Genomic DNA, 25,396 nt, shown 5'->3' on the forward strand with positions numbered 1-25,396 from the left:
ATCATCCGGCGACATTGAAATAAGGCGGCTTTTTGTCGACGTAAGCCAACCACATCGCGTCCAGCAGGGTCCACAGGATATCCAGCTTGAATTGCAGGATGTCCAGGGCGCGTTCCTGCTGCTCGCGGGTCTTGAAATGATCCAGGGTGATCGCCAGACCATGCTCGACATCGCGGCTCGCCTGACTGACGCGCTTGCGGAAATAAGCCAGGCCTTCCGCCTCGATCCAGGGATATTTGTCCGGCCAGCCGGCCAAGCGCTGCTTGTGGATGGTGGGTGCGAACATTTCGGTGAGCGAGGAGCAGGCCGCCTCCTGCCAGGTCGCGTTGCGGGCGAAATTGACGTAGGCATCGACGGCGAATCTCACGCCGGGCAGCACGTGCTGCAACGACCAGAGCTCCTCGCGCGGTATCCCGACCGCCTCGCCCAGCCGCGTCCAGGCCTCGATACCACCGGCATCCTCGCCCCAACCGTCGTGATCGTGGATGCGCTGTATCCACTGGCGGCGAGTTTCGCGGTCCGGACAATTGGCCAGGATGTTGGCGTCCTTCACCGGTATCTTGATCTGGTAATAGAAACGGTTGGCCACCCAGCCCTGTATCTGGGCCCGGTCAAGTTTTCCCTCGGCCATCTGCACATGATAAGGATGCTGAATGTGATAAAACTTTTCCTTGGCGCGCAGTCGGGCTTCGAATTCGTCCCGGCTCCAAGGCTGTTGTTCGGTGCTCATGGCGCTCCCCTACAGAGTGATTTCCATGCCGTCGAAGGCGACTTCGATACCGGCCTGTTCCAGCGTTTTCCGCTCCGGCGTATCTTCATCCAGGATCGGGTTGGTGTTATTGATGTGGATCAGGATTTTTCGGCCTGCCGGTACGGTACTCAGGGTTTCTATCATGCCGCCCTCGCCGGATTGCGGCAGGTGGCCCATTTCCAGCGCCCGCTTCTCGCAAATGCCGGCGCGCGACATCTCGTCGTGCTGCCAGAAGGTTCCGTCCACCAGTACGCAGTCAGCGGCCTGCATGGCCCCGTATACATGCGGCTCTATCTCACCCAGACCTGGCGCGTAATAGAGTTTACGGCCGGTAGAAATCTGCTCGACGATCACACCGATATTGTCGCCGGGATGCGGGTCGTGCCGATGGGGCGAATACGGCGGCGCCTTGCTCTTCAAGGCATGGGTATATATCCGCAGGTCGTCTATCGAGGGAATGGTGAAAGCTTCGCCGTTCAGCGGAACCGGATGATGGCTCACCTTGCAGTAATGCTCCAGCATAGTGAACAGAGGAAAGCCGGTGGTCAGATCCTGCTTCACCATTTCGCTGCAATAGATTTCCAGCGGGCTGGTGGATTCGCGCAGCATCAGGAGGCCGGTGGTGTGGTCGATCTGGCTGTCGATCAGCAGGATGGCCTTGATGCCGGTGTCACGCACACCCGTACGCGGATGACTCTCGGGAAACGCTTCCAGTTGTGCGCGTATATCCGGTGAAGCGTTGAACAGCAGCCAGTTGCGGCCATCGCTGCTCACCGCGATGGAAGACTGCGTCCTGCGCGTCCCGCGCAGCTCGCCGGCGCGCAGGCGTTTACAGTTATGACAGTTGCAGTTCCACTGGGGGAAACCGCCGCCCGCACCCGCACCCAATACCCGAATCTTCATCTGTACCCGTCAGTGTTTGCCCGCCGCCCTAACGAAAAACGGGGCCACACCCTTGGGTGTGAGCCCCGTTTCCGTACCTGGTCCCGAATTAACGGTTGTAGATGTACATCGTTACTTCGAAGCCGAAACGCAGGTCGTTGTAGCTAGGAGTTTCCCATTTCATATCGTCTACCTCCAGTAAAAATGTTGTTAAGCTTTTTTGGTCGCTAGTGATAGCTCACGGCAGAGTATACGTCGGGGTCTTTTAGGGCGCAACAACCCGCCCGCCAATGGGAACGACTCGCCGCACCCCGCGAAAACCGGGCTTTCCGGGCAAAACATGACACCTTGAAGAGACGCTTGCGACATAGCCGAGCGCCAACCCGCTAAAGAGGAATTTTTCCCCGCTCGCCGCTCGATATTTCACGACCGCACGTAGGACAACTCGGATTGCGACGAAGTTTCATGCTCCGCCATTCCATGGAGAGCGCATCGAGCAGAAGCAAGCGACCAGTCAAGGTCTCGCCGATACCCAACAATAGTTTGATGGCTTCCAACGCCTGCATGGAACCGACGATGCCCGGCAGCGGCGCGATCACGCCGTTGCGCACGCAGCTCTCAGCCAGCTCACCCTGATCGGGATAGAGGCAGTTATAGCAGGGGCTTTCGTCCCGTCCCGGAGTAAAGACGGTAAGCTGCCCTTCGAAGCGGATGACCGCACCGGATACCAGAGGCGTGGAAGTGGCCACGCAAGCGGCATTGACGGCGAAGCGCGTGGCGAAGTTGTCGGAGCAGTCGAGCACCACATCGGCGGCCGCGACCGCCTCCTCCAAGCCCCTGCCCTCGAGGGCATGAACTATCGTGTCGATGCGGATTTCGGGATTGATGCGCGCCAGGCTGCGGCGTGCCGACTCCGCCTTGCCGATCCCCAGGCTGCCCGTGTCGTGGATGATCTGGCGCTGGAGATTGGACAGATCGACGGCATCGAAATCGTTCAACACCAAATGCCCCACCCCCGCCGCCGCCAGATACATCGCCGCCGGCGAGCCCAGTCCTCCCAAACCGATGATCAACGCATGCGCAGCCAACAGCTTTTCCTGCCCCTCGATATCGACCTGGGGCAGCATGATTTGGCGACTGTAGCGCAGCAGTTGCTCGTCTTCCATCAGTCGAGGGCCGGTCCGAAATCGATCGCCTCGCGCAGCACGGCCGTGGCATAGGCGCCGGCCGGCAAGATGAAGGCCACGCGGAGGGCATTTTCGGGAAGCAGAGCCCATTCGAAATCGTCCACCGTGAGGCGCAAGGGGCGTCGCGAGACCTCCATGCCGATACGGGCCAAGCCTTCGCTCAGGCTCCGATAGCGCTCGGCAACCGCTTGTTCGATGGTCAGGGCATCCGCGTCGGCGGGTGATTCGCCGCGTCCGGCAAGCGGACCGGAAGGATGAAGCGCCAGCGACTCGACACGAGCCACGATTTCCGCCGTCACCTCGTCCTTGAAGAAGCTGTGCGAATCGGAAAACATGAAGACGTCGCCCGAGATGGCGCGGTTCCACGTTCCCTCATCCACCCGTCGGGCAAGTACTGCATTGAACAGATAGGAACGCGCAGCCGACAAATAAATGCCTTCCAGTTGGCGATCGCGGAGCTTGAGCTCGCCCGCAAAAAGGGCGGTGGCCTTTTCTATATTGCGGCCCTCGTGGCCGAAACGCTGCGGGCCGAAATAATTGGGAAGACCGCAGTCCTTGATCCGCGCCAGCCGTTCCTCCAGCAAATCCGTATCGCCAGCCAGTTCGCGCACCGTGATCTCGAAGCGGTTGCCCTTCAGCGCGCCCTTTTTCAGCTTGCGGTTGTGGCGCACCGCCGCGAGCACCGACACCGTATCCGAATTGAAGCCCGTCCAGTCCACTTCCCGTTTGCCGGGTATGTGCGCGCTGAACCATTGCACGGTGCGGCTGTGGCGGTCCTTCAGGCCGGCATAGCTCACGTCCCGGGCGGGCAATCCAGCATATTTGGCCAACTGGCGGGCCAGGTAGTCCGTGTTTTCGCCGCGCTTTTCGATCTTCAGGAAGACATGCTCGCCCTCGCCGCAAGGCTCGAATCCGAGGATTTCATCGACGAAGAAATCCTCGGGCACCTGCTTGATCACCCCGCGCGCGGCGGGACCGCCGTATGCGTAAGGCCAGTCGAAGCGCCAGTCGCTCATCGTTTCTGCAGCAGGGCGACGGCCAGGGACGAAATGCCCTCGCCGCGTCCTTCGAAGCCCATGCGCTCGGTGGTGGTCGCCTTGACATTGACCGCGTCCAACTCGACGTGCAGATCGGCGGCGATGAACTCCCGCATCTGCGGGATATGCGGCGCCATCTTGGGTGCCTGGGCGACGATGGTGACGTCGACGTTGACGACGCCATAACCCAGCCCGGCGAGCTTGTCGTGTACGCTGCGCAGCAGTATGCGGCTGTCGATGCCTTTGAACGCCGCATCGGTATCGGGAAAATGCTTGCCGATGTCGCCCAGCGCCGCCGCGCCCAACAAGGCGTCACAGAGCGCATGCAGGGCGACGTCGCCGTCGGAGTGGGCGGCCATGCCTTTCTCGTACGGTATGGTGACGCCGCCGATGACGATGTGATCGCCCTCCTTGAATTTATGGGCATCGTAGCCCTGGCCTATTCGTAACATTGCTGCTCCAGGTAGAAAGCGGCCAGGGGCAGGTCCTCCGGCCGGGTGATCTTGATGTTGTCCGGCCGCCCCTCGACGATGCGCGGGGTCTCGCCCTTCAACTCCAGCGCGCTGGCCTCGTCGGTAACGGTCAGGCCCAATTCGGCCGCCTCACGCAGCGCGCTGCGCAAGGCCTGGTAGCGGAACATCTGCGGGGTCAGCGCGCGCCACACGTGGTTGCGGTCCACCGTGTCGACGATCAGGCCATTCTCGACACCCTTGAGCGTATCGCTGGAAGGCAGGGCCAAAATGCCGCCGACGGGGTCGTGCCGTAAGGTCTCGATCAGCTTGCGCACGTCGGCGCGCGTGATGCACAAGCGTGCGGCGTCATGCACCAGCACCCAATCGTCGGCCGCGGCCAAGCCGTGCAGCCGGTCGAGAGCGGACAGCACGGAATCGGCCCGCTCCTTGCCGCCTTCGGCGGTGAGGATGCGCGGGTGTTCCCCGAAAGGAAGATCGGGCCAATAGCCGTCTTCGCGTCCCAAGGCCACCACCACGGCGCTCAACTCCGTCACGCTCAACAGGCGTTCGAGCGTGTGTTGCAGTACGGGCTTGCCGATTATCTGCAGATATTGTTTGGGTAAATCGGCGCCCATGCGTTTGCCGACGCCGGCGGCGGGGACGACGCCCCAATAGGCGGGATGCGGATTGCTCATTCGGTTTCGCTGTCCACGGCCGGTTCCACCGGCTCCGTGGACTCAGACGGTTCTGTCGCTTGTTCGACCGGCGCCTCGGCGGGCTCAACAAGCTTGGGCTCGACCTCGGGAATCGGCCGCTCGGCGCGGGCCGATCTGGCCCGGCGCGCGCGCTGCCGTTTAGGTTTGTTCTCGTCGGGCTTGGCTTCCGCTTCGGGGGGAGCGGGCGGCGGGGTGGCGGCCTCATGGTGCGCGTCAATGACCTGCACGAAGACCTCCCCCTCCTTGATCATCCCCAGATCCTGCCGCGCCCGCTCCTCCACGGCATCCAGCCCCTGCTTGAGATCCATGACCTCGGCTTCGAGGGCGGCATTACGCTCGCGCCGTTTGTCGCCCTCCTGCCGGAGATCCTCTATGCGTTCGTTGAGCCGGTGAAACTCCAGGAGATTGCCGTCGCCAAACCACAGCCTGAACTGCAACAGGCCGATCAAAAGCACGAGAAATGCCGTGAGTTTATTCACCCCGACGATGACGGTCGGCCGAACTTACAGCGCCCGCTTGAACGCGTCGCGACCGGCGTAGACCGCCTTGTCGCCCAACTCGTCCTCGATCTTGAGCAGGCGATTGTATTTGGCGACGCGGTCGGAACGGCTGAGCGAGCCGGTCTTGATCTGGCCGGCGCCGGTAGCCACGGCCAGATCGGCGATGGTGGTGTCCTCGGTCTCTCCCGAGCGGTGCGAAACCACGGCGGTGTATCCAGCGGCCTGCGCCAGGCGGATGGCCTCCAGCGTCTCGCTCAGCGTGCCGATCTGATTCACCTTGATGAGGATGGAATTGGCGACGCCTTTGTCGATGCCCTGCTTGAGTATGGCCGGATTGGTGACGAACAGGTCGTCGCCCACCAGCTGGATCTTGCCGCCCAGCCGCTCGGTCAGGTATTTCCAGCCGTCCCAGTCGCCCTCGGCCAAGCCGTCTTCGATGGTGATGATGGGGTATTTGCCCACCCAGCCGGCCAGATAATCGGCGAACTCCACGGCATTGAAACGCTTGTTCTCGGAAGCCAGCACATAGGCGCCGTCCTCGTAGAATTCGGAACTGGCCACGTCCAGCCCCAGATAAACGTCTTTGCCGGGGGTGTAGCCGGCCTTTTCGATCGCCTCCAGGATGACGCCTATCGCCTCTTCGTTGGACGACAGATTGGGGGCGAAGCCGCCCTCGTCGCCGACTGTGGTGGCCAGTCCTCGGCTTTGCAGGACTTTCTTGAGGTTGTGGAACACTTCCGTGCCGTAGCGCAGCGCTTCGCGGAAGCTGGGCGCACCGACCGGCAGGATCATGAACTCCTGCAAATCCACGTTGTTGTCGGCATGGGCGCCACCGTTGATGATGTTCATCATTGGCACCGGCAAGACGAATCTGCCGTCCCGGTTGAGCGCGACATACAAGGGCTGTTTGGCGTCGGCCGCGGCCGCATGGGCATTGGCCAGGGACACGGCCAGCAAGGCATTGGCACCGAGGCGGCCCTTGTTGTCGGTGCCGTCCAGCGCGATCAGACGCGCATCCAGGCCGGCCTGATCGTCGGCATCCCAACCGAGTACGGCCGAACGGATTTCGCTTCTGACATTTTCGACCGCCTTGAGCACGCCCTTGCCGAGGTAGCGAGACTTGTCGCCGTCGCGCAACTCGATGGCCTCGCGCGTTCCGGTGGAGGCGCCCGACGGCACCATGGCCGAGCCTGTGGCGCCGCTTTCCAATAAGACTTCAGCGGCGACCGTGGGATTACCCCGCGAATCGAGGACTTCGCGCGCCCGGATATCGATGATCTTGCTCATGCCTGCATCCTTATGAAAGTGAATGGACGAGAATTGCGTAGCTGCGTTTATCCAGCCGAACCGTCGGGTTACGCTACGCTAACCCGACCTACAGGAAATCGGAGCGTTTGACCGTTCGATCCAGGGTCACCAGGGTTTCCAGCAAGGCTTCCAGGCGATCCAGCGGCCAGGAGTTGGGACCGTCGCTCAGGGCTTTTTCCGGATCGGGATGCGTTTCCATGAACAAGCCGGCGATGCCCACCGCCACGGCCGCCTTGGCCAGGGTCGGCACGAACTCGCGCTGTCCACCGGAAACGTTGCCCTGCCCGCCCGGCAACTGCACCGAATGAGTGGCGTCGAACACCACCGGACAGCCGGTTTCGCGCATCACGACCAGCGAACGCATGTCGGACACCAGATTGTTGTAGCCGAACGAAACACCCCGTTCGCACACCATGATCTGCTCGTTACCGGTAGCCCTGGCCTTGGCGACGACGTTCTTCATATCCCAGGGGGCCATGAACTGGCCTTTCTTGATGTTGACGGGCTTGCCGGTGGCGGCGGCATTCTGGATGAAATCGGTCTGGCGACAGAGAAAGGCCGGGGTCTGCAGCACATCGACCACTGCGGCCACCTCGTTCAAGGGCGTGTATTCGTGCACGTCGGTCAGCACCGGCACGCCTAGGGTCTGCTTCACCTTCTCCAGGATGCGCAAGCCCTCCTCCAGACCTAGTCCACGAAAGCTGTCCAGCGAGGAGCGGTTGGCCTTGTCGAAGGACGACTTGTAGATGAAGTTGACGCCCAGTCGCGCGGTGATTTCCTTGAGCGCGCCGGCGGTATCCAGCGCCAGTTGCTCGCTTTCGATCACGCAAGGGCCGGCGATGAGGAACAAGGGTTGTTCCAGACTGGTTTCGAATCCGCAAAGCTTCATGACTAGGTTGCCTTCTTATGCTGACGCGCCGCGCGCACAAACCCGGTAAACAGAGGGTGGCCGTCGCGCGGAGTGGAGGTGAATTCGGGGTGGAACTGGCAAGCCAGGAACCAGGGGTGGTCGGGGATTTCGATCACTTCGACCAGGCGCCCATCCAGGGTCTTGCCGGACACTCTGAGCCCGGCCTCCTGCAAGGCATCGAGATAACGATTGTTGAACTCGTAGCGGTGGCGGTGACGTTCGCCGATGACGTCCTTGCCGTAAACCTGCTCGGCCAGGCTGCCGGACACCAGTTTGCAATGCTGCCCGCCCAGCCGCATGGTGCCGCCCAGATCGGACTCCTGGCTGCGCTGCTCGATCTGGCCCGAGGAATCCTGCCATTCGGTGATCAAGGCGATGACCGGGTGCGGCGTATTCGGCAGAAACTCGGTGCTATTGGCGCCTTCCAATTGCGCCACGTCGCGGGCGTATTCGATGACGGCCACCTGCATGCCGAGGCAGATGCCGAGATAGGGAATCTTTTGTTTGCGCGCATGCTTGACGCTGGCGATCATGCCTTCGATACCGCGCTTGCCGAAACCGCCGGGTACCAGGATCGCATCCACATCCTGCAAGACGCCGACGCCCTTGGCCTCGACCTCTTCGGCCTCGATCAGTTTGACCTTGACCTTGGTGCGCGTCTTGATGCCGGCGTGTATCAAAGCTTCGGTCAACGACTTGTAGGCATCGGAATGGTTGACGTATTTGCCGACCATGGCGATGGTGATTTCCTCTTCGGGGGACTCCAGTGCCTCGACCACGCTCTGCCACTCGTGCAGATCGGCGGGCGGCACGTCCAGACGCAGTTTCCGCACCACGATCTTGTCCAGCCCCTGCTCGTGCAACAACATCGGAATGCGGTAGATGGAATCGGCATCCACCGCCGAAATGACCGCGTCTTCGTGTACATTGGTGAACAGCGCGATCTTGCGCCGCTCGCTGGCCGGGATGGCCTTCTCGGAACGGCAGATCAGGATGTCCGGCTGTATGCCTATGGTCCGCAACTCCTTGACCGAATGCTGGGTCGGCTTGGTCTTCAGTTCACCGGCGCTGGCGATGTAAGGCACCAGGGTAAGATGAATGAACAGCGACTTGTCCTCGCCCAGGTCCACCCGCATCTGGCGGATCGCCTCCATGAACGGCAGAGACTCGATGTCGCCGACCGTCCCGCCGATCTCGATCAAGGCCACGTCGTAGCCTTCGGCGCCGAGCTTGATGACCCGCTTGATCTCGTCGGTGATGTGCGGAATCACCTGTACGGTGGCGCCCAGGTATTCGCCCCGGCGTTCCTTGCGGATGACGTTTTCGTAAATCTGCCCGGTGGTGAAACTATTCACCTTGAGCATAGTGGTGCGCAGGAAGCGCTCGTAGTGCCCCAGGTCCAAATCGGTTTCGGCGCCGTCCTCCGTCACGAACACCTCGCCGTGCTGGTACGGGCTCATGGTGCCGGGATCGACGTTGATGTAAGGATCGAGCTTGGTCATGGTGACCTTGAGCCCGCGCGCCTCGAGTATGGCCGCCAGGGACGATGCTGCAATACCCTTGCCCAACGAGGAAACCACCCCGCCGGTGATGAATATGTATTTGGTCATGAAAATCCGGAAAAGGCTAAATCGACGCGTTGGCTCTCCCGTCCGGGATGCTGGCTCGATGTCGTAAGTGAGCCATCTTGGTCGTCCGAACCTGCCGGCGACCGGGGAGCACCCGGCGCCTCGCCCCAAGCATGGCCGAGCGATAACGGGGGCCCGCAAGAATCTGATAACGCGCCCATTTTACTCGACGGGTGGGGTACAAGTCACCGTGTTCCTGCCCGCGGCAAATTACCCCAGCCGATATCCAGGCGCTAACATAAGCGTCTTCGAAATCCTAAGGAGACCTCCGCGATGATCCCAAGTCCCCGCCTTACCCTGTTGGCCGCACTCGTGGCGACGGCATTCCTCGCCGGCTGCACCTTCGTCGACCTCAAGCCCCAGGGCGAAAAAGTGCGCATACTCGCGCAACAGGAAGTCGGACGCTGCAAGGCGCTCGGCAATGTGACCGTAGCCACCGCCGCGACCGTCGGCTTCATCGCCCGCTCGCGCGACAACGTGCGCGAAGAACTGCTGCGTCTGGCGCGCAACCACGCCGGCGCCATGGGCGGCGATTCCATCGTGGCGAAGGGCGAAGTCGTGGACGGCGAGCAACCGTTCGGCGTATACCGCTGCATCAATCCTTGATCGACCACGACGCCCCGTTCCGCCGCCAGCAAATCCCGGAGCCGGCCCGCCCCATTGGCCCTGCATTTTCAATGGACTTTATGTCATCATCGGGCTACTCGATCCCCGACGCGTGGAGGCTCCATGACCGCCGAACTACCCGGACTGCTCCGTTATTTTCTCTCTTATACCGGTATCAAGCTGCCCCTCAAACTGCTCAACGAACTGGAGCCAGCTCAAATTGAAAACCGGAACACCTATTTCCGCGGCTATTTCGACGAGAAATCGCGGCTGACCGGCCTGCAAAAAATGGTCTACGGCGAAGTCGAAATGCAGCATCGATATAAATACCGCGACGACGATACTCTGTTGTGGGCCGAGATCGCCGACGCGGAAGGGGAAGTCACGCAGCTGGATTTCGGCCCGGACGGACGGCCGCAGACGGCGGCCTGAGTTCGGTCGCCACGCTGGAGCGATGGGCGCAGCGCCTGCCGCGACGCTGCCGTCAGAACTCCGTCAACACCTCGGCGGCCTGCAGGTCGGCGTGATAGGAGGAACGCACCAGCGGGCCACTGGCGACGGCGCTGAAGCCCAGGCCGCGGGCCAGTTCGCCCAGGCGCTCGAAGTCCTCCGGCGTGACGTATCGGACCACCGGCAAGTGGTCGCGGCTGGGCTGGAGATATTGGCCCAGGGTCAGCATCTCGCAGCCGTGCTCACGCAGGTCGCGCAGCGTCTGCTCCACTTCCGCCAGTTCCTCACTCAGGCCCAGCATCAGCCCGGACTTGGTCGGCACCTCGGGCAAGGCCGTCCTGAAACGCTGCAGTAGCGCGAGCGACTCCCGGTAATCCGCGCCGGGCCGGGCCTGGCGGTACAAACGGGGTACGGTTTCCAGATTGTGGTTGAACACGTCCGGCGGCGCCTCGGCCAGGGCCGCCAGGGCAAGATCCATGCGCCCGCGGAAGTCCGGGGTGAGGACCTCGATCCGGGTGGCCGGGCTGGCGGCGCGGATGGCGCGGATGCAGGCGGCGAAATGGCCGGCACCGCCGTCGCGCAGATCGTCTCGGTCGACCGAGGTGATGACGACGTAGCGCAATCCCATGCGGGCGATGGCGTCGGCGAGATGCGCCGGCTCGTCCGCATCCAGCGGCTGGGGCCTGCCGTGCGCCACGTCGCAGAAGGGACAGCGCCGGGTGCAAAGATCACCCATGATCATGAAGGTCGCCGTGCCGTGGCTGAAACACTCCCCCAGATTCGGGCAGGCCGCTTCTTCGCAGACGCTGTGCAAGCCGTTCTCCCGCAGCAGGCGTTTGACGCGCAGGGTTTCCTCGCTGGCTCCGGCTTTCACGCGTATCCAGTTCGGCTTGCGCAGCGCTTCGGCGGGCTGCTCGACCTTGATGGGGATGCGCGACAGCTTGTCCTGCTTGCGCTGGTGGCTGTCGGGCGTGAGGCGGGAGGGAGCGATGTAGGCGTCGGTCATGATGGCTCGAAGGGAGTGATCGGAGCGGCCCGGCTCACGCCGGTAAAGCCGAATTCTTGCACGATGGCCCCGATGAGGGGAATGGCGACCTCGTGCACGCGCACCGGGACGGCGAGGTCGGCCAGGCTGGTGACCTGCAAGCCCGGATAACCGCAAGGATTGATGGCGGCGAACGGGGCCAGACCGGCATCCACGTTCAGGGCCAGGCCGTGGTAGCTGCATCCACGCCGGACCCGCAGACCCAATGAGGCGATCTTGCGCCCGTCCACATAGACGCCCGGGGCGTCCCGCCGCGCCTCGCTTTGTATGCCGTACCAGGCCAGGGTGCGGATAACGGCGTTTTCCAGGCCGCTCACCAGGGTGCGCACGCCGATGCCCAACCGGCTCAGGTCGAACAGCGTATAAACCACCAACTGCCCGGGGCCATGGTAGGTCACCTGACCGCCCCGGTCGGATTCGACCACGGGAATAGCGCTCGCCCCCAGGATATGCGCTGGGTCGCCGTTGCGGCCCAGGGTATACACCGGCGCGTGCTCCACCAACCAGAGCGCATCCTCGGTGCCTGGGCCACGCGTGTCGGTATGGGCGCGCATGGCCTCCCAGGTTTCCCGGTAGTCCCGCCGTCCCAAGTCGAGCAGGTTCAACTTCATCGTTCAGGGGGCGGCCGGAGCGCCGTCGGGATTCTTTTCCAACTCGCTGCTGAGCCGCTCCTTGAGCTGGCCGTTTTCACCGGAAATGAACAGCACACGCAATTTCTCCGCTTCCGCCACCCGGGCGCCCTCCTCTTCCCCCAGGCACAGCAAGGCGGTCGACCACGCGTCCGCCCAGGTAGGGTCTTCATGTAGCACGGTGTCGGAGAGCAGGTGATGGGTGACCGGCTTCCCCGTCTTGGGATCGAGGATGTGGGAGTAGACATGGCCCTGCTGCTCGAAGAAATTGCGGTAAGTGCCCGAGGTCATGATGGCCACGCCGTTTTGCTGGTGGATGGAGAGAATCTTCTGCACCTCGCGGGTAAACGGGGTGGGTTTTTCCACGGCCACCCGCCATTCGTCGCCGTTGGCCTTGCGGCCCTTCACCTTCATTTCCCCGCCGATTTCCGCCAGGTAATTCTGGATACCCAAGCCTTCCAGATAACGGGCGACGGCGCCCACCGTATACCCCTGGGCGATGGATGAAAGATCGATGGCCAGTTCCGGATCCCGCTTGCGGATACGCAGGTTTTCCGCGTCCAGCTCCAGCTTGTCCAGACCGATGTGCGGCAACACCGCGGCGATTTCTTCCGCCGTCGGCACGCGGTTTTCATGGCGCGAAAATCCCCACAGGTCGAAAATCGGCTTGACGGTCAAATCGTAACAACCCGCGGATTTCTCGTGCACCACCCGCGCGATGGCGATCAGTTCGGCGATCTCCGGGGAAACCGGCAGCCAGGCTGTGGTCTTGGCTCGGTTCAGAGCGGAGATCTCCGAATCCTGGCGCCAGTTGGACAATTTGACGTCGATGCGGGCGAAGATGTCTTCGACGTTTTTGCGGATGTCCTCGATCTTGAGGTCGGGGTTCGCGTGCGCCCACTTGATGTGGTAGGTCGTGCCTTGCACCGAACCGGCCAGTTCGGTTTCTCCGCCGTTCGGCTGGCAGGCGACGAGCAGGATGGACATGAATACGAGCGACGTTAAGCGTAATCTGGGTTTCATCGTGGACAGGAGGGGAAGGAGAAATGGAATGCGGCGGAGCTCAGACCTGTAGTCTTTCTTCCACCTTGCGCTTGTAGTTCAGAAAATGGACGGATTGCAGGCTGGCGATATCCGGCGCGCCGAGGACCTCGGGCGGCGCATCGATATCGGTCACATGGATGGGGTAGCGTTCACCCCCCTTGCGCAACGTCAGGATATGCTCGGCGGCGCGGGCGAAAACCTGATCCCCCCACTCCATGGAGGAAAACTCCTGGTCGTCGCACTGTATCGTGAACGCGGTACGCCCCGGCTCTATTTCCGAGCCGAAAATACGCAGAGGAAGCTGGCGCCCGCTCAATACCGGTCTTTCGTCGAGGGCGTGAGCCCGCCATTCGCTGCCGCGGCCGCCCTCCAGCAAGAAGAACTCCAAACCCCAGGCCGCCGTCACCGTGTGCCGCTGGACGGCACTGAAAAACAGCGCATAGCCGGCAAACAGCCGCTGAGGAGAGCCGCCGCGATGGAGGCGGAAAAACAGGCTGCCGCGCTCGTCCAGGATGTAGACCTCGCAGCCGGCGGTTTCCGGCCGGCAGAAAATCTGGATAACGCCTTCCTGGTTGTGCTCGTACACGGCCGGCAGAGGGGAGTTTTCCAGCGCGAGCCGGTCGAACTCTACCGGCGCGAAAACCGGGTTCGGCTCGGCCAGCATGGCCATCAAGCCGGCCGGGTCGGCGGCGATGCGGTAACGCACCGAACCGTCGCGCCGTTCGAAGACGTAGAACGCCTCGCCGCCGCGCGCCACATAGCGCGCCGTCGGCTTGCGCATGAAGATGGCGGTCAGGTCGCCGAACAGTTCGCGGATGCGCAGCACGATGTTTTGCGAGCGAGATGAACCGAAGCTGTGGCATTCGAAGGCCGGCGCTTCGCTACCCGGTCCGCGTTTGTTCAATATCTCGCAAAAGCAGTCGAACAATCCGTCCAGCCCATAGCGCCGTTCGACCAGCAATTCCTGCCAGGAAGTCAGTTTGAGATGGTCGACCGTCGCAACCAGGCTTACCCGACCCGACCCGAAGCTGAGCGGATCGAAGCGGTTGCTGGTGATGACCAGGCCATCCCGGCGCTCGCCATCCCCCCCCCCCTCCAGGTTGATGAACAAGGCCGTCGCGTCGATGCGGGGTGCTGCGGCATAGGCATCCAGGCTTGCCTGCTCGCGTAGATAACGGCGCAGGAAATCCGCCAGGACATACATACAGCTTTTCAATTCGAACATCCCGAAACTGCTGGCGGCGGCGTTTTCCAGGCTGAGCCGGCTCCGGTGTCCGTAAAACCCGTTCAGACTCAGCCAGGCGAGGATTTCCAGCAAGTTGCGCGCGCGCGCCAGCGGTTCGGCGTTCTCGTTTCCGCCTGTGCGCAACTCCCAGCCTATGCCGTCGTCGGCCGCGGGATGCGCCTGCAGGCAAAGATCCTCGGGCAGCAGTTCTTCCCACATGTCCTGGCTGATTTGTTCGACCTTGCCCGGCTTGTGTTCGATCGCCGCGTAAAGCCGGCGCCCCAGCAGGATGATCTCGTCGTTTTCCAGACGCATGCTGCGGCCGTGTTCGCGGGCGAACTGGCTCACGTTTCGGTAGCCCTGGGTCAATTCCTTGCCGATGCGGCGATGCTCCTCCAATGCCTGGGCGATGCGGCAACGCCGCTGCGCATCCAGTTCGCGCAGGCGCGCCGGCGACCAGCCCCACGCGCCGATGAGCGCTTGCAGCACATCGCGGCGATAACGTTTTTCCACCGAACTGACCGCGGGCACGCTGAGCACTTCGTTGATCTTCAGATAAAAGCATTGCTGCACCAGTTCCAGCCTGTCGTATTCGCGCCGCTGCCGCAGATAGGCTTCCACCTTGCGGTACATCAGGATGTAGGAATCCAGTTCGGCCGGCTCGACGCTGCCCGAATACACGGCGCTCTTCAGACGGGTGCACAGCCATTCCGGCTGGGGGAATTCGCCGGCATAGACCTCCATCAGCAGCAATTTGAGCAAGGATTTGTGCGGCGAACCTATGGCTTTGTAAAGATGCCACAAGGTTCCGCCGAGAAACTCACCGGCCGCCACGTGTTCCAGTCCGCCGAAGTCGATCAGCTCGCCGGCCGCGACGAAGCGCTTTTCCAGCAAATGGCTCAGATATTCGGTATAACTCGGGTCCTGTTCGGGGGGAACCAGCCACCAGGCGGGAGCCCGGCCGGCCAGATACAAGCTGGTACGATAGAACTCTTCGAGCAAAAGGTGGTGCTGGATGCTGCCACAGCTTTCGGTGGAGATGGGCTCGCCGTGGCCGGCACGGAAGCCGACCGGGTCGATGAAAAATATATGCGCCTCGAGCTGCAAAGTCTCGGCCCACTGCTCCAGCAGCTGGGCCTTGCGGCGCAAGGCATCCAACTCGTCGCCGGTGAGCTCGGTTCCATGGCACAGCCAGATGTCGAGATCGCTCTTGCGCGTATAGGCGATGCTGCCGACGCTGCCCATCAGAAACAAACCCTGGATGGGATGATGCGGCAGGGCGCGACGCTTGAATTCGAAACTGCGCGACAGGCGGGCCGCGCGCAGCAGGGTTTGCCTCGACGGCAGATAGTCCGGAATGCCGGCCGGCGTTTCGCTGTCGACATAACCCGGCAGCAGGGGATGATTGACGTGGAGCAACAAGGGCAACAGTTCCAGGAAATCGCGCTGGCGCTGCGACAGCTGAGCCTGGATGCGCTGCAACTGCAGTTTGTGCAGATTCTTGAACCGCTGCACGATGGCCGCAAGGTCTTTCTTGCCGATCTCTTCGCCGGGCCGACCGAAGACGATGGGACGCAGGGGCTCTAGCTTCACTTGTCGGAGGCGCAGACCCGATCCAACAGTTTGCGGGCATCGTCGCCCTGGCGCCAATCGGTCACGGCGAAGTCGATGAACCAACCCTCGGCGCGGCTCGCCAAGGCCACTCTCTCGTGCCCCAATTTAACGGTCAGATCCTCGGCATCCCTCTGCGTCGTTTCCGGCAGTATCAATAGCAAGGTTTCCGCGTCGAGACGTCCGATATCATCCGCCCAGCGCAACTGGCTGTTGAACTCCCGACTGATCTCGCCCAAGGCCTGTCCGGGTTCGGCGAGACCCGCAGGCGGCACGAGGCGCAGGCGGATGACCGAAAACGGGTTGCCGTACCGACGGCTGCGGCTGATCTGATTTTCCAGGGCCAGAAGAATAGCGTTACGGTTCTTGAGGCCCGTTTCCCCGTCGCGATTGTCCAGCGTGTCGACGAGGATCTGCAGGCGTTCGCGTTCGGCCTCCAGTGCGCGCAGGTCGGTGATGTCGTCGAAGTAATACACCTCGGCCTCCCACGCGGGCAAAATCACCCGCCGGCGGCGCAAGTGCCGGCGCGCTCCGTCGGCCAGCGTCAGGGTCAACTCCTCGGCCTGCTCGTCCAACAAGCTGGCGAGGCCTGCGGGCAGTTCCTCCCGCTGCTTGCCGGCCAATGCATCGGGCGCTACGCGCAAGGTTTCAGCCAAGCGCTCGTTGAGCCAGAGTATGCGTCGGGCGCGCACCAGCACCACGCCGAGAGGCGCCTGATCGAGCACATTCAGGATCAATTCGGGATCGGCGGAGGGAAGCTGCGGCATGAGGTCATCGTTTAACGTGGAAACCGACCCCAGGGGGCCCGTAGGTCGTCATCGCGTCGCCAGACCCGCCGGAGAGTTGGATGACACGGATTCCGGCCGCTCCAGCAAGGTGTGGATGGACTGCAACGCACGCTCCATGAAAGGCTTGCGCTCCTGCGGCAGGATGCGGGACTCGCCCCGTTCCATTTCCTTGGCCAGCGTGCGCAAGGACTTCACCGCGGCCTGGATGCCGGACTGGTTGACGAAAATGTAGTAAGAGGTCTTGGGGCTGTACCAGGACAGTTTGACGCGCAATTTTTGGCGCTTGTTCGAGTCGGTGAATTCGAAGGCCATGCCCAGGCGCGCGTTGCGCAACTGTTCGACGATGGCCAGCAAGGCCGGGCTGGCATCGCGCAAGAACAAGGGCTGCCGATTCGACGGGCCCTCGACTTCGACGTCGTTCCAGATCGCCTTGGGCGGCCTGAGTTCAATCTGCTCCACGCCAGGCTGATCCGGTTCGGGCTTAACCGCGGCCTGCGGGCGGGGAGCGACCGCCCGGGCGAGCACCTCCTGCTGGCAGCGGAGCAGTTGTTCCAGTAAGGCATTGGTGTTCACTTCCGGATCGCCGATCAAGGTCAAGCCCGATCGTATGGTCTGCTCCAAATCGGGCAGGTTGGCCCTGACTTTCTGCCGCTCGGCCTCTCCCGCCGGCGGCTCCACGCTTTGTATCACCCGGTCGACCACCGCCAGGGCCTGCTTCCATTCCTCGCTTTCCTCCCCGTTGCGCAAGGCCGTGAGCACCATGAGGTTGGCCCAAGGGCCCAGTAGCAGTTCCTCGGCCGGCTTGGGCAGGGTACGGTTCCAGGTGCGGTCGACGATTTCCTGAGACACCGCCTGTCGCGCCTCCCGCAACCGCTCGCGCCCTTTGGCGGTTTCCACCGTGCGTTTTTCCGCTACTTTGGAACGGCGGTTGAAATGGTCGACGAAGTCGGTGAAATCCTCCAGCAAGGTGTTGAACAGTTCCGTGTTTTCGTCGAACTCGCTCAATATCCGCTCGACCACGCTCTGCATCTTGGCGAACATGCCCTGGTCTTCGTTTTCATCCGGATTGCACAAGGCTCCGGCCTGGGTCAACGCGTTGAGCAGTCGGCGCGCAGGGTGCTTGCTGCGGAAGAAGAACTTCTTGTCCAGCAAGGCGACCTTGAGGATCGGCGTGTGCAAATGACTGAGCAGAGCCTTGACCGAATCGGGCAGGGTCTGATCGTTGAGGATGAACTCGAACAACATGCCGACCAGATCGATGATGTCGGCATCGGCGGCATTGACCTGTTGCTCTTTGACGACATCGGCGAGTCGCGCGAGTTGCTCGGCAAAGGCCTGCTTGACCGTATCCAGGCTCTGGTCCGCCAACTCCCGGCGCGTGCTCGGTGGCACCTTGAGCTGCAGGGTGTTCAAGGAATTCAGCAACTCGGGAATATTGGTCTGCACCGGCGCGGCACTGGCGGCTCCGCCCGCCCCGTCATGCCGACGCGCGAGTATTTCTTGGATGCTGTTGAAGATCTCCCGGTCCAGAGACGATTCCTTCTCCTCGCCGCCGCTTCGCGCCTGCCTCGCCTCCTGCTCGCGCGTGCCGGACACCCGTTCCGGCGCGGCGTGCTCCTCATCCAGGATGTCTGGCTCGGCCGCAGGCTCCGCCGCCTCGGACGGCGGCCTGTAACCGATGGCTTCGAGCGAAAGATGGGGCAATATGCCGGCCCGGATCAGTGTGTCGTTGAAATCCGCATACAGGGTCCCGGCCTCGCACAACACCCCTCGGCCGAATTCGGCGATGAGCGCGATCTTGATCTTGTGGGCGATGGGGAGGTCGAGCAAATCCAGGGCGTTGCGAAAAGCGTCGCAGACCTGGGCCGGAGAACCTGGCAGGGCCGGATTGTACTCACCCAGCTTGACGCCTCCGTTGACGATGGCCAGACGGTGGTTGAGAGCGAATAACTCGGAGGCATAACGCACGTTCGCCGCATGGCAAACACCGCTCCAGGCCAGCGTGATCTCGTAATCTTCCTTGTCGATGAGGCTCAGGTGATCGGACTTGCGCGACACCTCGCCGCTGCGTAGCGGCTCCACGACACCGCGGGCGAAATTGGCGAAACCGCGTGACAGCTCGGAGGAAAACTTCCGTTCGATATCCGCCTGACGCACGAGCAATTCGTGCATGATTTCGAAGCAGTGATTGCGCTCGGCATTGGTTCCGGAAGTTTCCGCAATGCCGAGCATGAAATCGTCTATGTGTCCGAACAAGTCCTGGAAAAGCTTGGTGTAACGCTCCACGATGTTGTCATGGCAAACCTGCATGACATCGCGGTAGCGTGGCAAGGTGCCGTCGGATTCAAGCGCTTGTTCTTGCGTTGTCGTCATTTCCGTCGTGATTGCTGTGAGTCCGGTCGAACCTGCCGAGGCAAGCCGCACCTTGGGTAAACTGCATCAGCCTCTTAGCAAGAGACATTCCATAGTGATCTAGAAACTAGCCTCAGGGTGCGGACTGGGCCACCCCGGATTGTCCGCTGACCGGGTTCAAACCATGGGGATGCAAGATCCCGGTTTGAAAGCCGATAAGCAGGAGGAAAAACAGGGCGATCGACATGCCGATGCGCGCCGTCAGCGCCTTGACCGTGCGCGGTGAACGGTTGCGGTCCTTGAGCAGATAAACCAAGGCCGTGCCCAGACTGGCAACTATCATGATCAACACGAAAACAATCAGGATTTTGGGTAGCATGGCCTGCCTCGCTGAAATGCGGTTGACAATCCAAAGCCGGGGGCCATCAATGAGGCCTTCCGGCTTTCCGAGTGAGCGGACGATTACGTGAAGAAAAAGTATACCTTTAAACCCGGCTGGCTGGCTTCCATTTCTGTCGCTTTGCTGCTACCGCTCTTTATATCCCTGGGTTTTTGGCAATTGCGGCGCGCCGACGAAAAACAAAACCTGATGGACGAACGCATTCGACATGAAAGCGAAGTACCCCTGCAACTGACCGCCGACTTCCCCCTGGAAGGCCACCGCTTCCGACCCGTCACGGTCAGGGGCACGTTCGACGCGACGCACCAACTGCTACTCGACAACCAAATATACAACCACCAACCCGGCTATCACGTCTTGACGCCGCTGCGTCTGCCGGATTCCGATCTGGCCGTCCTGGTGAATCGCGGCTGGATACCGCTGGGCGACCGTCACCGCCTGCCGGAACTCCCCATCGCGCAAATCGAAGTGCAGTTCACCGGCTTGTTGGACCGTTTCCCCCAGGTCGGGTTCAGGCTCGAAGGCGCGGATGTCCCCGCGCCGGGCTGGCCTTCCGTCGTCCAGATCTTGGATGCGGATCGGCTGGCGGAACGGCTTGGTTATCGGTTGCTGCCTTATCAGGTATTATTGCCCGCCGCCGAGGCGGCCGGTTATGTCCGCGATTGGCGCCCGGTGGACTTGCATCCGGAGAAAAGCCAGGGCTACGCCGTGCAGTGGTTTTCCTTCGCCGCTGTCCTGTTCGCCTTGTACCTCTGGTATGGATTCAAAGCCCAGCGCGTCACCCCGCCCGACGCCCCGTAATCACACTCCAACCCGAACTCCACGACTTTTCCGACCGTGACAGACCTACGCCCCCCTTCGAGACGCAACAGTCTCATCGTCCTGGCCATCCTCCTGATCTGCGTGGTGCCTTTCGGCATCGCCTGGTATATGGCCAAGAACCCCGACCTGGTGCACGAGCGGCAGAAGACCAACTATGGACACCTGATCGATCCGGCCATACCCATCGATTACGGGGAACTGCTCGCCCGACCGATCAGCCCGGCCGGGCATCTGCCGGAAGCCAAGGGGCACTGGCTGCTGGTCCAGATCGCGCCGGGCCCGGCCTGCGACGACGCCTGTCGCGCCACCGCCGCCAAAACAGCCCAATTGCGCCTGATGCTGAACAAGGAGATCACTCGGGTCAGGCGGCTGTTGCTGGTCCCAGGACAAGCCGACACGCAATCCCTGCAGGCCTTGATGCAGGCCGACCCCACCCTGCTGGTCGCGGGCATTTCCGACGATCTCCTGAACAGGCTGAAATCGGCCGTCGGCCAGCCGTTGAAGGAAGGCACCATCCTCCTGTTCGACCCCTTCGCCAACCTGCTGATGTGGTACGAACCCGGTTTCGATCCCTACGGCGCCCAGCGCGATTTGCAACGCCTGCTCCGCGTCTCCCAGATCGGTTGATCGCGCCCTACTCTTACGTGAGCCCCTTATGTTCCGACCTTACGCCCTCTTCTGCGTCCTATTGACTCTCAGCATCCTCGCGCTGGGCGCTTATGTCCGCGTCGTCGACGCCGGCCTGGGCTGCACCGACTGGCCGGGCTGCTTCGGCCGCATCATCGTCGACGCCACGCCCCAGCCAGCCACGGCCGACACCGTGCGCACAGTGCTCGCGACCGCCCATCGCCACCTGGCCGAGGGCCTGGGTTTGGCGGTGCTGCTGCTCTTTGCCACTGCTTTTCGGGTCCAGCGGCAACGCCTCGCCACCGTTCTACTGGCTTTCCTGGCCCTGGCGGCGGTCGCCGGACAGGCGTTTCTGGGGCTGTGGGCCGCCGCCTGGCTCGCGGCGCCCGTACGCATACTCGCCCATCTGGCGCTGGGTCTGCTGACCCTGGGCTTGCTTTACCGGGTCTACCTGGGACAGCGCCCCGATGCCGATCGATTGCCGACGCAGGACACCCCCGGCTTGCGCTGGCTGGCGCGGGCCAGCCTGCTGGCCCTGCTGCTGCAGATCGCACTGGGCGGCTGGACCAGCGCGAATTATGCGGGCTTGGCCTGCCCGGATTTCCCGACCTGCCTGGGCTCCTTCAACCCGCCGGTGGATTATGCCGGCGGTTTCACGCCCAGCCTGGCACCCGAGGCGAGCAGCCTGCTCTCCCATTCGGCGCGGGCCGCCATCCACTGGGCTCATCGATTGGGGTCGGTCGCCGTATTCGTGCTACTCAGCATCCTGGCTTTGCTGCTCACCTCCAATCCCAAGATTCCGCGCCTGAGCAAGCCGGGACTGCTGCTGAACTTCCTGCTGCTCGCACAAATCTCCCTCGGCATCGGGGCGATACTGTTGCGCCTGCCCGCGCCCATCGCGGTGGCCCACAGCACCGTGGCCGCCCTGCTGCTCCTCAATCTGCTGCACATCCTGTTCTACCTGCGCAAGCCCGCACCCGCCGAAGCGGCGGCAGGGGCCGAAGCACCGGTGCGGCGCGAGGCCATCGCCCCCATCGCGGAAGTCGTCCTGCCGCCGGTCGAAATACCGCCCGCGGCCCTCGAACCGGCTCCGGCGCTGTTCGAACGCCTCAAGAGCGGCCTGGGCAAGACTCGCGGCGGGCTGACCGGTTTTCTCGCCAATCTGGCACTGGGCAAGAAAGCCATAGACCGCGACCTGCTGGAAGACATCGAGGCCCAATTGCTGATGGCGGACATCGGCGTAAGCGCCACGCAGGAGATCATTGCCGACCTGACCAGCAGCCTGGATCGCCATCAGCTCGACGACGTATCCGCGCTCACCGGCCGGCTGCGCGAGCACTTGTACGAGTTGCTGGAGCCGGTCAGCCATCCCCTGGCGGTCGACACCGCGGCGCACAAGCCGTTCGTCATCCTGGTGGTCGGCGTCAACGGCGTGGGCAAGACCACCACCATAGGCAAGCTGGCCAAGCGGCTGAAGAATCAAGGTCATAGCGTGATGCTGGCGGCCGGCGACACCTTCCGCGCCGCGGCGGTGGAGCAGCTGCAGACCTGGGGCGAACGCAACGACATCCACGTGGTCGCCCAGCACACCGGGGCCGATTCCGCCTCGGTGATCTTCGACGGCGTGCAGGCCGCGCAGTCGCGCGGCGTGGACGTGCTGATCGCGGACACCGCCGGCCGCTTGCACACCAAATCCAACCTGATGGAAGAACTGGCCAAGATCAAGCGCATCATGGCCAAGCTGGATCCGGCCGCGCCGCACGAGGTGCTGCTGGTGCTGGACGCCGGCACCGGCCAGAACGCCATCAACCAGGCCAAGCAATTCAACGAGGCGGTGGGCCTGACCGGCCTGGTACTGACCAAGCTGGACGGCACCGCCAAGGGCGGCGTGATCTTCAACCTGGCCAAGCAGTTCGGCATCCCGGTGCGTTATATCGGCGTCGGCGAGAGCATCGACGACCTGCAGGATTTCGACGCGCGCCAGTTCATAGACGCGCTGTTCGCCGAATAACTCCGCGCTCCGTTTCGACTCCGTGCTGCAATTCACCAAGGTCTGCAAGCGCTACCCGGAAGGCGGCGACGCCTTGAATGGCGTCAGCTTCAATCTGGATCGGGGCGAAATGGCCTTCCTCACGGGACACTCGGGCGCCGGCAAGAGCACCTTGCTACGCCTGATCCCCGTCATCGAGCGCCCCAGCCGGGGGCAAATCGTGCTGGACGGCCAGAGCCTGGCCAAGCTCAGGCCGCGCGACATTCCGCATTTGCGCCGCAAGCTGGGGCTGATCTTCCAGGACTACCGCCTGCTTTACGACCGCACGGTGTTCGACAACGTCGCCCTGCCCCTCATCATCGCGGGCCACAGCCAGCATGAGGTCAGCCGGCGCACGCGCGCTGCCCTGGACAAGGTCGGCCTGCTCAACAAGGAAAAGCGTTACCCTAGAGGCCTATCGGGCGGCGAGCAGCAAAGGGTCGGCATCGCCCGCGCCATCGCCCACAAACCGCCGGTGATCCTGGCCGACGAGCCCACCGGTAACCTGGATCCCGAACTGTCCAGGGAGATCATGGCCTTGTTCCAGGAATTCAACCGGGTCGGCGTAACCCTGCTGATCGCCAGCCACGACCTAAGCCTGATCTCGCGACTGGGCGGCCGCGTGCTGCGCCTGCAGCAAGGCCGACTGCTGGAACCCGAGGCATGAGCAGCAAGGCGCCCACCCGCGAGCATCCGGCGGCGGACAGAACGGTTTCCGTCTCGCTGTGGGAGCGCATCCAGAATTACGGCTTCATGCACGCACACACCTGCGTGGCCAGCCTGGGCCGTATGTATCGCACGCCGGTCGCCAGCGGCATGACCATCCTGGTCATCGCCATCGCCCTCGCGCTGCCGGCCAGTTTCCACGTACTGGTAAAAAACGCCCGCCAGGCCAGCGGCGCGCTGGAAATCAGCAATCAGATCTCGCTCTTCCTCAAACCCGAGCTAGCGGACGAAGCGGGGAAAAAACTGGCCGAAAGCCTGGGCAAACACCCAGATATCGCACTGGCCGAACTGATCACCAAGGAAGCCGGCCTCAAGGAATTCCAGACCTACAGCGGATTCGGCGACGCGCTGCGGGCGCTGGATTTCAATCCCTTGCCGGCCGTGGTCAGCATACTGCCCAAGGCAACGCTGACCCAGCCGGAACAGATCGAGCGCCTGGCGGAGGAACTGCGCGGCTTGTCAGAGACCGATTACGTGCAGATCGACATGGACTGGCTACGCAAGCTGCGCGCCATCATCACCATCGCCCAACGCGGCAGCATCGTACTGGGCATCCTGCTGGGCACGGCGGTCCTGTTCATCGTGGCCAACACCATACGCCTGGAATTACAGGACCGCCGCGAGGAAATCGCCGTCACCCGGCTGATGGGCGCCACCCACCGCTTCATCCGCCGCCCCTTCCTCTACACCGGCCTGTGGTATGGCCTGCTCGGTGGCATCATCGCCTGGCTGCTGGTCAGCTTCACCCTCCTGCTGCTCAACGGCCCGGTGCGCGAACTGTCGACCCTCTACGGAGGCGGCTTCGAACTCGCCTTCCTCAGTCTGGAAGAATCCGCCTGGCTGATCGCCCTGGCCACCGCACTGGGCATCGGCGGTTCCTGGGCCGTCGTACAGCACCACCTCAATCTGTTGGAAGACGACGAACGAAATCCCGCTTGAATTCAGATCGGCCTCCCGACTCCTTGGGGGAGCTTTACCGGCGCGGGGCCGCGAGCCCAAGGATCCTGCGCTATGCGCGGAAGTGGCGAGCCAGGAGCTGGTCACCGCAAGGCTGAAAACCGCCGACCGATCAGGAAGGCAACCCCGAGATTCACGATCCCGTCACAGGGCGAGCTCCGCCCAGATAGCCCGCTTTTCCAGCCCCGGAGCGGCGATCAATCGGCACCCATGGCGGCCTGCCGTGGGTCAGTCGCCCCTGTCCAAACCATCCTCCTCGGCCAGTTCCACTCCGGTAACGCAAACATCACCGTCGTCGATCACCAGGGTCACGGGCGCGAGTTGTTTGCCCTGGCAGGGACCGATGAAACACTTGCCGGTATCGATGTCGAACTGGGCGCGATGCTTGCCGCAGGTCAGGAAGTTGCCGTCTTCGTCCAGAAACTGTCCCGGCACCGTGTCCAAGCGGCTGCCCGCATGAGGGCACACGTTCTCGAAACCGAAAAAGCGGTTGCCCTTGCGGGTCACCAGGATGGGCCAGGGCTTCACCTCGCCGCTCTCGGTCCGTATCGCCAGCCAGAAGCCGCGTGCCTGCTCTTCGTCGATTTCAACGGTACGGCAAACCGCAAATAACTCGTTCATAGTACTTGTCCCACCAGTAATGGACCGCGAGGCGGCTTAAAAAACCGAATCAATGTAAACAAGTACCAGAAGGCAAAAGACATACCGTGACCG

The 25,396-nt window shown here is 62.6% G+C and carries 26 protein-coding genes; 7 read left to right on the forward strand and 19 right to left on the reverse strand.

The genetic code is table 11. From position 1 onward, the window contains the following. Position 1 precedes the first annotated feature (1 nt). The 11 genes from pqqC to JWZ97_RS11555 form a co-directional block, all read right to left on the reverse strand. The gene (gene pqqC / locus JWZ97_RS11505; protein ID WP_205429173.1) at positions 2-730 is read right to left on the reverse strand and encodes a pyrroloquinoline-quinone synthase PqqC; all 729 of its coding nucleotides are present in this window, start codon (positions 728-730) and stop codon (positions 2-4) included. A 9-nt stretch (positions 731-739) separates the two neighbouring features. Next, on the reverse strand, positions 740-1,654 hold the full coding sequence (gene pqqB, locus JWZ97_RS11510; RefSeq protein ID WP_205429175.1) for a pyrroloquinoline quinone biosynthesis protein PqqB: 915 nt from the start codon (positions 1,652-1,654) through the stop codon (positions 740-742). Between the two features lie 88 nt (positions 1,655-1,742). Continuing rightward, positions 1,743-1,817, reverse strand: a complete 75-nt coding sequence (gene pqqA / locus JWZ97_RS11515; protein WP_205434646.1) for a pyrroloquinoline quinone precursor peptide PqqA — start codon at positions 1,815-1,817, stop codon at positions 1,743-1,745. 202 nt (positions 1,818-2,019) lie between these two features. After that, positions 2,020-2,799 carry a molybdopterin-synthase adenylyltransferase MoeB gene (locus JWZ97_RS11520; protein WP_205429176.1) on the reverse strand — a complete coding sequence of 260 codons (780 nt, stop codon included), beginning with the start codon at positions 2,797-2,799 and terminating at the stop codon, positions 2,020-2,022. After that, complete coding sequence (truD, locus tag JWZ97_RS11525; protein ID WP_205429178.1) at positions 2,799-3,836, reverse strand: tRNA pseudouridine(13) synthase TruD; 1,038 nt, start codon at positions 3,834-3,836, stop codon at positions 2,799-2,801. Before truD ends, JWZ97_RS11520 begins: the two co-directional genes overlap by 1 nt. Continuing rightward, a complete protein-coding gene (ispF, locus tag JWZ97_RS11530; RefSeq protein ID WP_205429179.1) occupies positions 3,833-4,309 on the reverse strand; it encodes a 2-C-methyl-D-erythritol 2,4-cyclodiphosphate synthase in 477 nt (158 codons plus the stop codon). The genes truD and ispF overlap by 4 nt, the downstream gene beginning before the upstream one ends. Beyond that, on the reverse strand, positions 4,297-5,004 hold the full coding sequence (gene ispD, locus JWZ97_RS11535; RefSeq protein WP_205429181.1) for a 2-C-methyl-D-erythritol 4-phosphate cytidylyltransferase: 708 nt from the start codon (positions 5,002-5,004) through the stop codon (positions 4,297-4,299). The genes ispF and ispD overlap by 13 nt, the downstream gene beginning before the upstream one ends. Then, the gene (gene ftsB / locus JWZ97_RS11540; protein WP_205429183.1) at positions 5,001-5,504 is read right to left on the reverse strand and encodes a cell division protein FtsB; all 504 of its coding nucleotides are present in this window, start codon (positions 5,502-5,504) and stop codon (positions 5,001-5,003) included. Before ftsB ends, ispD begins: the two co-directional genes overlap by 4 nt. 24 nt (positions 5,505-5,528) lie before the next feature. Then, a complete protein-coding gene (eno, locus tag JWZ97_RS11545; RefSeq protein ID WP_205429185.1) occupies positions 5,529-6,812 on the reverse strand; it encodes a phosphopyruvate hydratase in 1,284 nt (427 codons plus the stop codon). Positions 6,813-6,900: 88 nt separating this feature from the next. Next, positions 6,901-7,722, reverse strand: coding sequence for a 3-deoxy-8-phosphooctulonate synthase (gene kdsA / locus JWZ97_RS11550; RefSeq protein WP_205429186.1), 822 nt, complete (start codon positions 7,720-7,722; stop codon positions 6,901-6,903). Between the two features lie 2 nt (positions 7,723-7,724). Further along, a complete protein-coding gene (locus tag JWZ97_RS11555) occupies positions 7,725-9,353 on the reverse strand; it encodes a CTP synthase (RefSeq protein WP_205429188.1) in 1,629 nt (542 codons plus the stop codon). Positions 9,354-9,644: 291 nt separating this feature from the next. On the opposite strand from JWZ97_RS11555, the gene JWZ97_RS11560 reads away from it, so the two are divergent. Further along, on the forward strand, positions 9,645-9,977 hold the full coding sequence (locus JWZ97_RS11560; RefSeq protein WP_205429190.1) for a DUF4156 domain-containing protein: 333 nt from the start codon (positions 9,645-9,647) through the stop codon (positions 9,975-9,977). Between the two features lie 123 nt (positions 9,978-10,100). Continuing rightward, entirely contained in the window at positions 10,101-10,409 is a 309-nt protein-coding gene (locus JWZ97_RS11565; RefSeq protein ID WP_205429192.1) for a DUF6156 family protein, read from the forward strand. A gap of 52 nt (positions 10,410-10,461) precedes the next feature. On the opposite strand, the gene lipA is transcribed toward JWZ97_RS11565, so the two are convergent. The 7 genes from lipA to JWZ97_RS11600 all read right to left on the reverse strand — a co-directional run bounded on the left by lipA (position 10,462) and on the right by JWZ97_RS11600 (position 19,500). Beyond that, positions 10,462-11,433: a lipoyl synthase gene (gene lipA, locus JWZ97_RS11570; RefSeq protein WP_205429201.1), complete on the reverse strand. Its 972-nt coding sequence runs from the start codon at positions 11,431-11,433 to the stop codon at positions 10,462-10,464. Beyond that, positions 11,430-12,083, reverse strand: a complete 654-nt coding sequence (lipB, locus tag JWZ97_RS11575; protein WP_205429203.1) for a lipoyl(octanoyl) transferase LipB — start codon at positions 12,081-12,083, stop codon at positions 11,430-11,432. The genes lipA and lipB overlap by 4 nt, the downstream gene beginning before the upstream one ends. A 3-nt stretch (positions 12,084-12,086) precedes the next feature. Further along, positions 12,087-13,088, reverse strand: coding sequence for an FAD:protein FMN transferase (locus tag JWZ97_RS11580; protein WP_240342327.1), 1,002 nt, complete (start codon positions 13,086-13,088; stop codon positions 12,087-12,089). Between the two features lie 76 nt (positions 13,089-13,164). Then, positions 13,165-15,963 carry a class I adenylate cyclase gene (locus JWZ97_RS11585; protein WP_205429206.1) on the reverse strand — a complete coding sequence of 933 codons (2,799 nt, stop codon included), beginning with the start codon at positions 15,961-15,963 and terminating at the stop codon, positions 13,165-13,167. Continuing rightward, on the reverse strand, positions 15,960-16,748 hold the full coding sequence (locus JWZ97_RS11590) for a diguanylate cyclase domain-containing protein (RefSeq protein WP_205429214.1): 789 nt from the start codon (positions 16,746-16,748) through the stop codon (positions 15,960-15,962). The genes JWZ97_RS11585 and JWZ97_RS11590 overlap by 4 nt, the downstream gene beginning before the upstream one ends. Positions 16,749-16,796: 48 nt before the next feature. After that, positions 16,797-19,142, reverse strand: a complete 2,346-nt coding sequence (locus tag JWZ97_RS11595; RefSeq protein WP_205429217.1) for a DUF1631 domain-containing protein — start codon at positions 19,140-19,142, stop codon at positions 16,797-16,799. Between the two features lie 112 nt (positions 19,143-19,254). Continuing rightward, positions 19,255-19,500, reverse strand: coding sequence for a twin transmembrane helix small protein (locus JWZ97_RS11600; RefSeq protein WP_205429219.1), 246 nt, complete (start codon positions 19,498-19,500; stop codon positions 19,255-19,257). Positions 19,501-19,587: 87 nt separating this feature from the next. On the opposite strand from JWZ97_RS11600, the gene JWZ97_RS11605 reads away from it, so the two are divergent. From JWZ97_RS11605 to ftsX, 5 genes are read left to right on the forward strand one after another with little or no spacing between them, the layout of a single operon-like run. Then, complete coding sequence (locus JWZ97_RS11605; protein WP_205429221.1) at positions 19,588-20,322, forward strand: SURF1 family protein; 735 nt, start codon at positions 19,588-19,590, stop codon at positions 20,320-20,322. Between the two features lie 36 nt (positions 20,323-20,358). Then, positions 20,359-20,970, forward strand: a complete 612-nt coding sequence (locus tag JWZ97_RS11610) for a hypothetical protein (protein ID WP_205429223.1) — start codon at positions 20,359-20,361, stop codon at positions 20,968-20,970. Positions 20,971-20,998: 28 nt separating this feature from the next. Next, entirely contained in the window at positions 20,999-22,981 is a 1,983-nt protein-coding gene (ftsY, locus tag JWZ97_RS11615) for a signal recognition particle-docking protein FtsY (protein ID WP_205429224.1), read from the forward strand. Between the two features lie 22 nt (positions 22,982-23,003). Further along, a complete protein-coding gene (ftsE, locus tag JWZ97_RS11620; protein ID WP_205429226.1) occupies positions 23,004-23,666 on the forward strand; it encodes a cell division ATP-binding protein FtsE in 663 nt (220 codons plus the stop codon). Then, complete coding sequence (ftsX, locus tag JWZ97_RS11625) at positions 23,663-24,664, forward strand: permease-like cell division protein FtsX (RefSeq protein ID WP_240342328.1); 1,002 nt, start codon at positions 23,663-23,665, stop codon at positions 24,662-24,664. The genes ftsE and ftsX overlap by 4 nt, the downstream gene beginning before the upstream one ends. Positions 24,665-24,910: 246 nt before the next feature. Here ftsX and JWZ97_RS11630 read toward each other — a convergent pair whose 3' ends face one another. Then, a complete protein-coding gene (locus tag JWZ97_RS11630) occupies positions 24,911-25,303 on the reverse strand; it encodes a Rieske 2Fe-2S domain-containing protein (protein ID WP_205429235.1) in 393 nt (130 codons plus the stop codon). Positions 25,304-25,396: the final 93 nt, after the last annotated feature.

The organism is Methylococcus sp. EFPC2 (genome assembly GCF_016925495.1).
In the GTDB taxonomy this organism is placed as follows: Bacteria; Pseudomonadota; Gammaproteobacteria; order Methylococcales; family Methylococcaceae; genus EFPC2.

Excerpts from the sequence above, each read along its gene's own strand:
- JWZ97_RS11555 (WP_205429188.1), bottom strand. The coding sequence starts at position 9,353 with ATGACCAAATACATATTCATCACCGGCGGGGTGGTTTCCTCGTTGGGC.
- JWZ97_RS11560 (WP_205429190.1), top strand. The coding sequence starts at position 9,645 with ATGATCCCAAGTCCCCGCCTTACCCTGTTGGCCGCACTCGTGGCGACG.
- JWZ97_RS11520 (WP_205429176.1), bottom strand. The coding sequence starts at position 2,799 with ATGGAAGACGAGCAACTGCTGCGCTACAGTCGCCAAATCATGCTGCCC.
- ftsY (WP_205429224.1), top strand. The coding sequence starts at position 20,999 with ATGTTCCGACCTTACGCCCTCTTCTGCGTCCTATTGACTCTCAGCATC.
- JWZ97_RS11630 (WP_205429235.1), bottom strand. The coding sequence starts at position 25,303 with ATGAACGAGTTATTTGCGGTTTGCCGTACCGTTGAAATCGACGAAGAG.
- truD (WP_205429178.1), bottom strand. The coding sequence starts at position 3,836 with ATGAGCGACTGGCGCTTCGACTGGCCTTACGCATACGGCGGTCCCGCC.
- pqqC (WP_205429173.1), bottom strand. The coding sequence starts at position 730 with ATGAGCACCGAACAACAGCCTTGGAGCCGGGACGAATTCGAAGCCCGA.
- lipB (WP_205429203.1), bottom strand. The coding sequence starts at position 12,083 with ATGAAGTTGAACCTGCTCGACTTGGGACGGCGGGACTACCGGGAAACC.
- JWZ97_RS11580 (WP_240342327.1), bottom strand. The coding sequence starts at position 13,088 with ATGTCCATCCTGCTCGTCGCCTGCCAGCCGAACGGCGGAGAAACCGAA.
- JWZ97_RS11590 (WP_205429214.1), bottom strand. The coding sequence starts at position 16,748 with ATGCCGCAGCTTCCCTCCGCCGATCCCGAATTGATCCTGAATGTGCTC.
- ispF (WP_205429179.1), bottom strand. The coding sequence starts at position 4,309 with ATGTTACGAATAGGCCAGGGCTACGATGCCCATAAATTCAAGGAGGGC.
- JWZ97_RS11595 (WP_205429217.1), bottom strand. The coding sequence starts at position 19,142 with ATGACGACAACGCAAGAACAAGCGCTTGAATCCGACGGCACCTTGCCA.
- lipA (WP_205429201.1), bottom strand. The coding sequence starts at position 11,433 with ATGACCGACGCCTACATCGCTCCCTCCCGCCTCACGCCCGACAGCCAC.
- pqqB (WP_205429175.1), bottom strand. The coding sequence starts at position 1,654 with ATGAAGATTCGGGTATTGGGTGCGGGTGCGGGCGGCGGTTTCCCCCAG.
- JWZ97_RS11565 (WP_205429192.1), top strand. The coding sequence starts at position 10,101 with ATGACCGCCGAACTACCCGGACTGCTCCGTTATTTTCTCTCTTATACC.
- JWZ97_RS11600 (WP_205429219.1), bottom strand. The coding sequence starts at position 19,500 with ATGCTACCCAAAATCCTGATTGTTTTCGTGTTGATCATGATAGTTGCC.
- ispD (WP_205429181.1), bottom strand. The coding sequence starts at position 5,004 with ATGAGCAATCCGCATCCCGCCTATTGGGGCGTCGTCCCCGCCGCCGGC.
- eno (WP_205429185.1), bottom strand. The coding sequence starts at position 6,812 with ATGAGCAAGATCATCGATATCCGGGCGCGCGAAGTCCTCGATTCGCGG.
- kdsA (WP_205429186.1), bottom strand. The coding sequence starts at position 7,722 with ATGAAGCTTTGCGGATTCGAAACCAGTCTGGAACAACCCTTGTTCCTC.
- ftsX (WP_240342328.1), top strand. The coding sequence starts at position 23,663 with ATGAGCAGCAAGGCGCCCACCCGCGAGCATCCGGCGGCGGACAGAACG.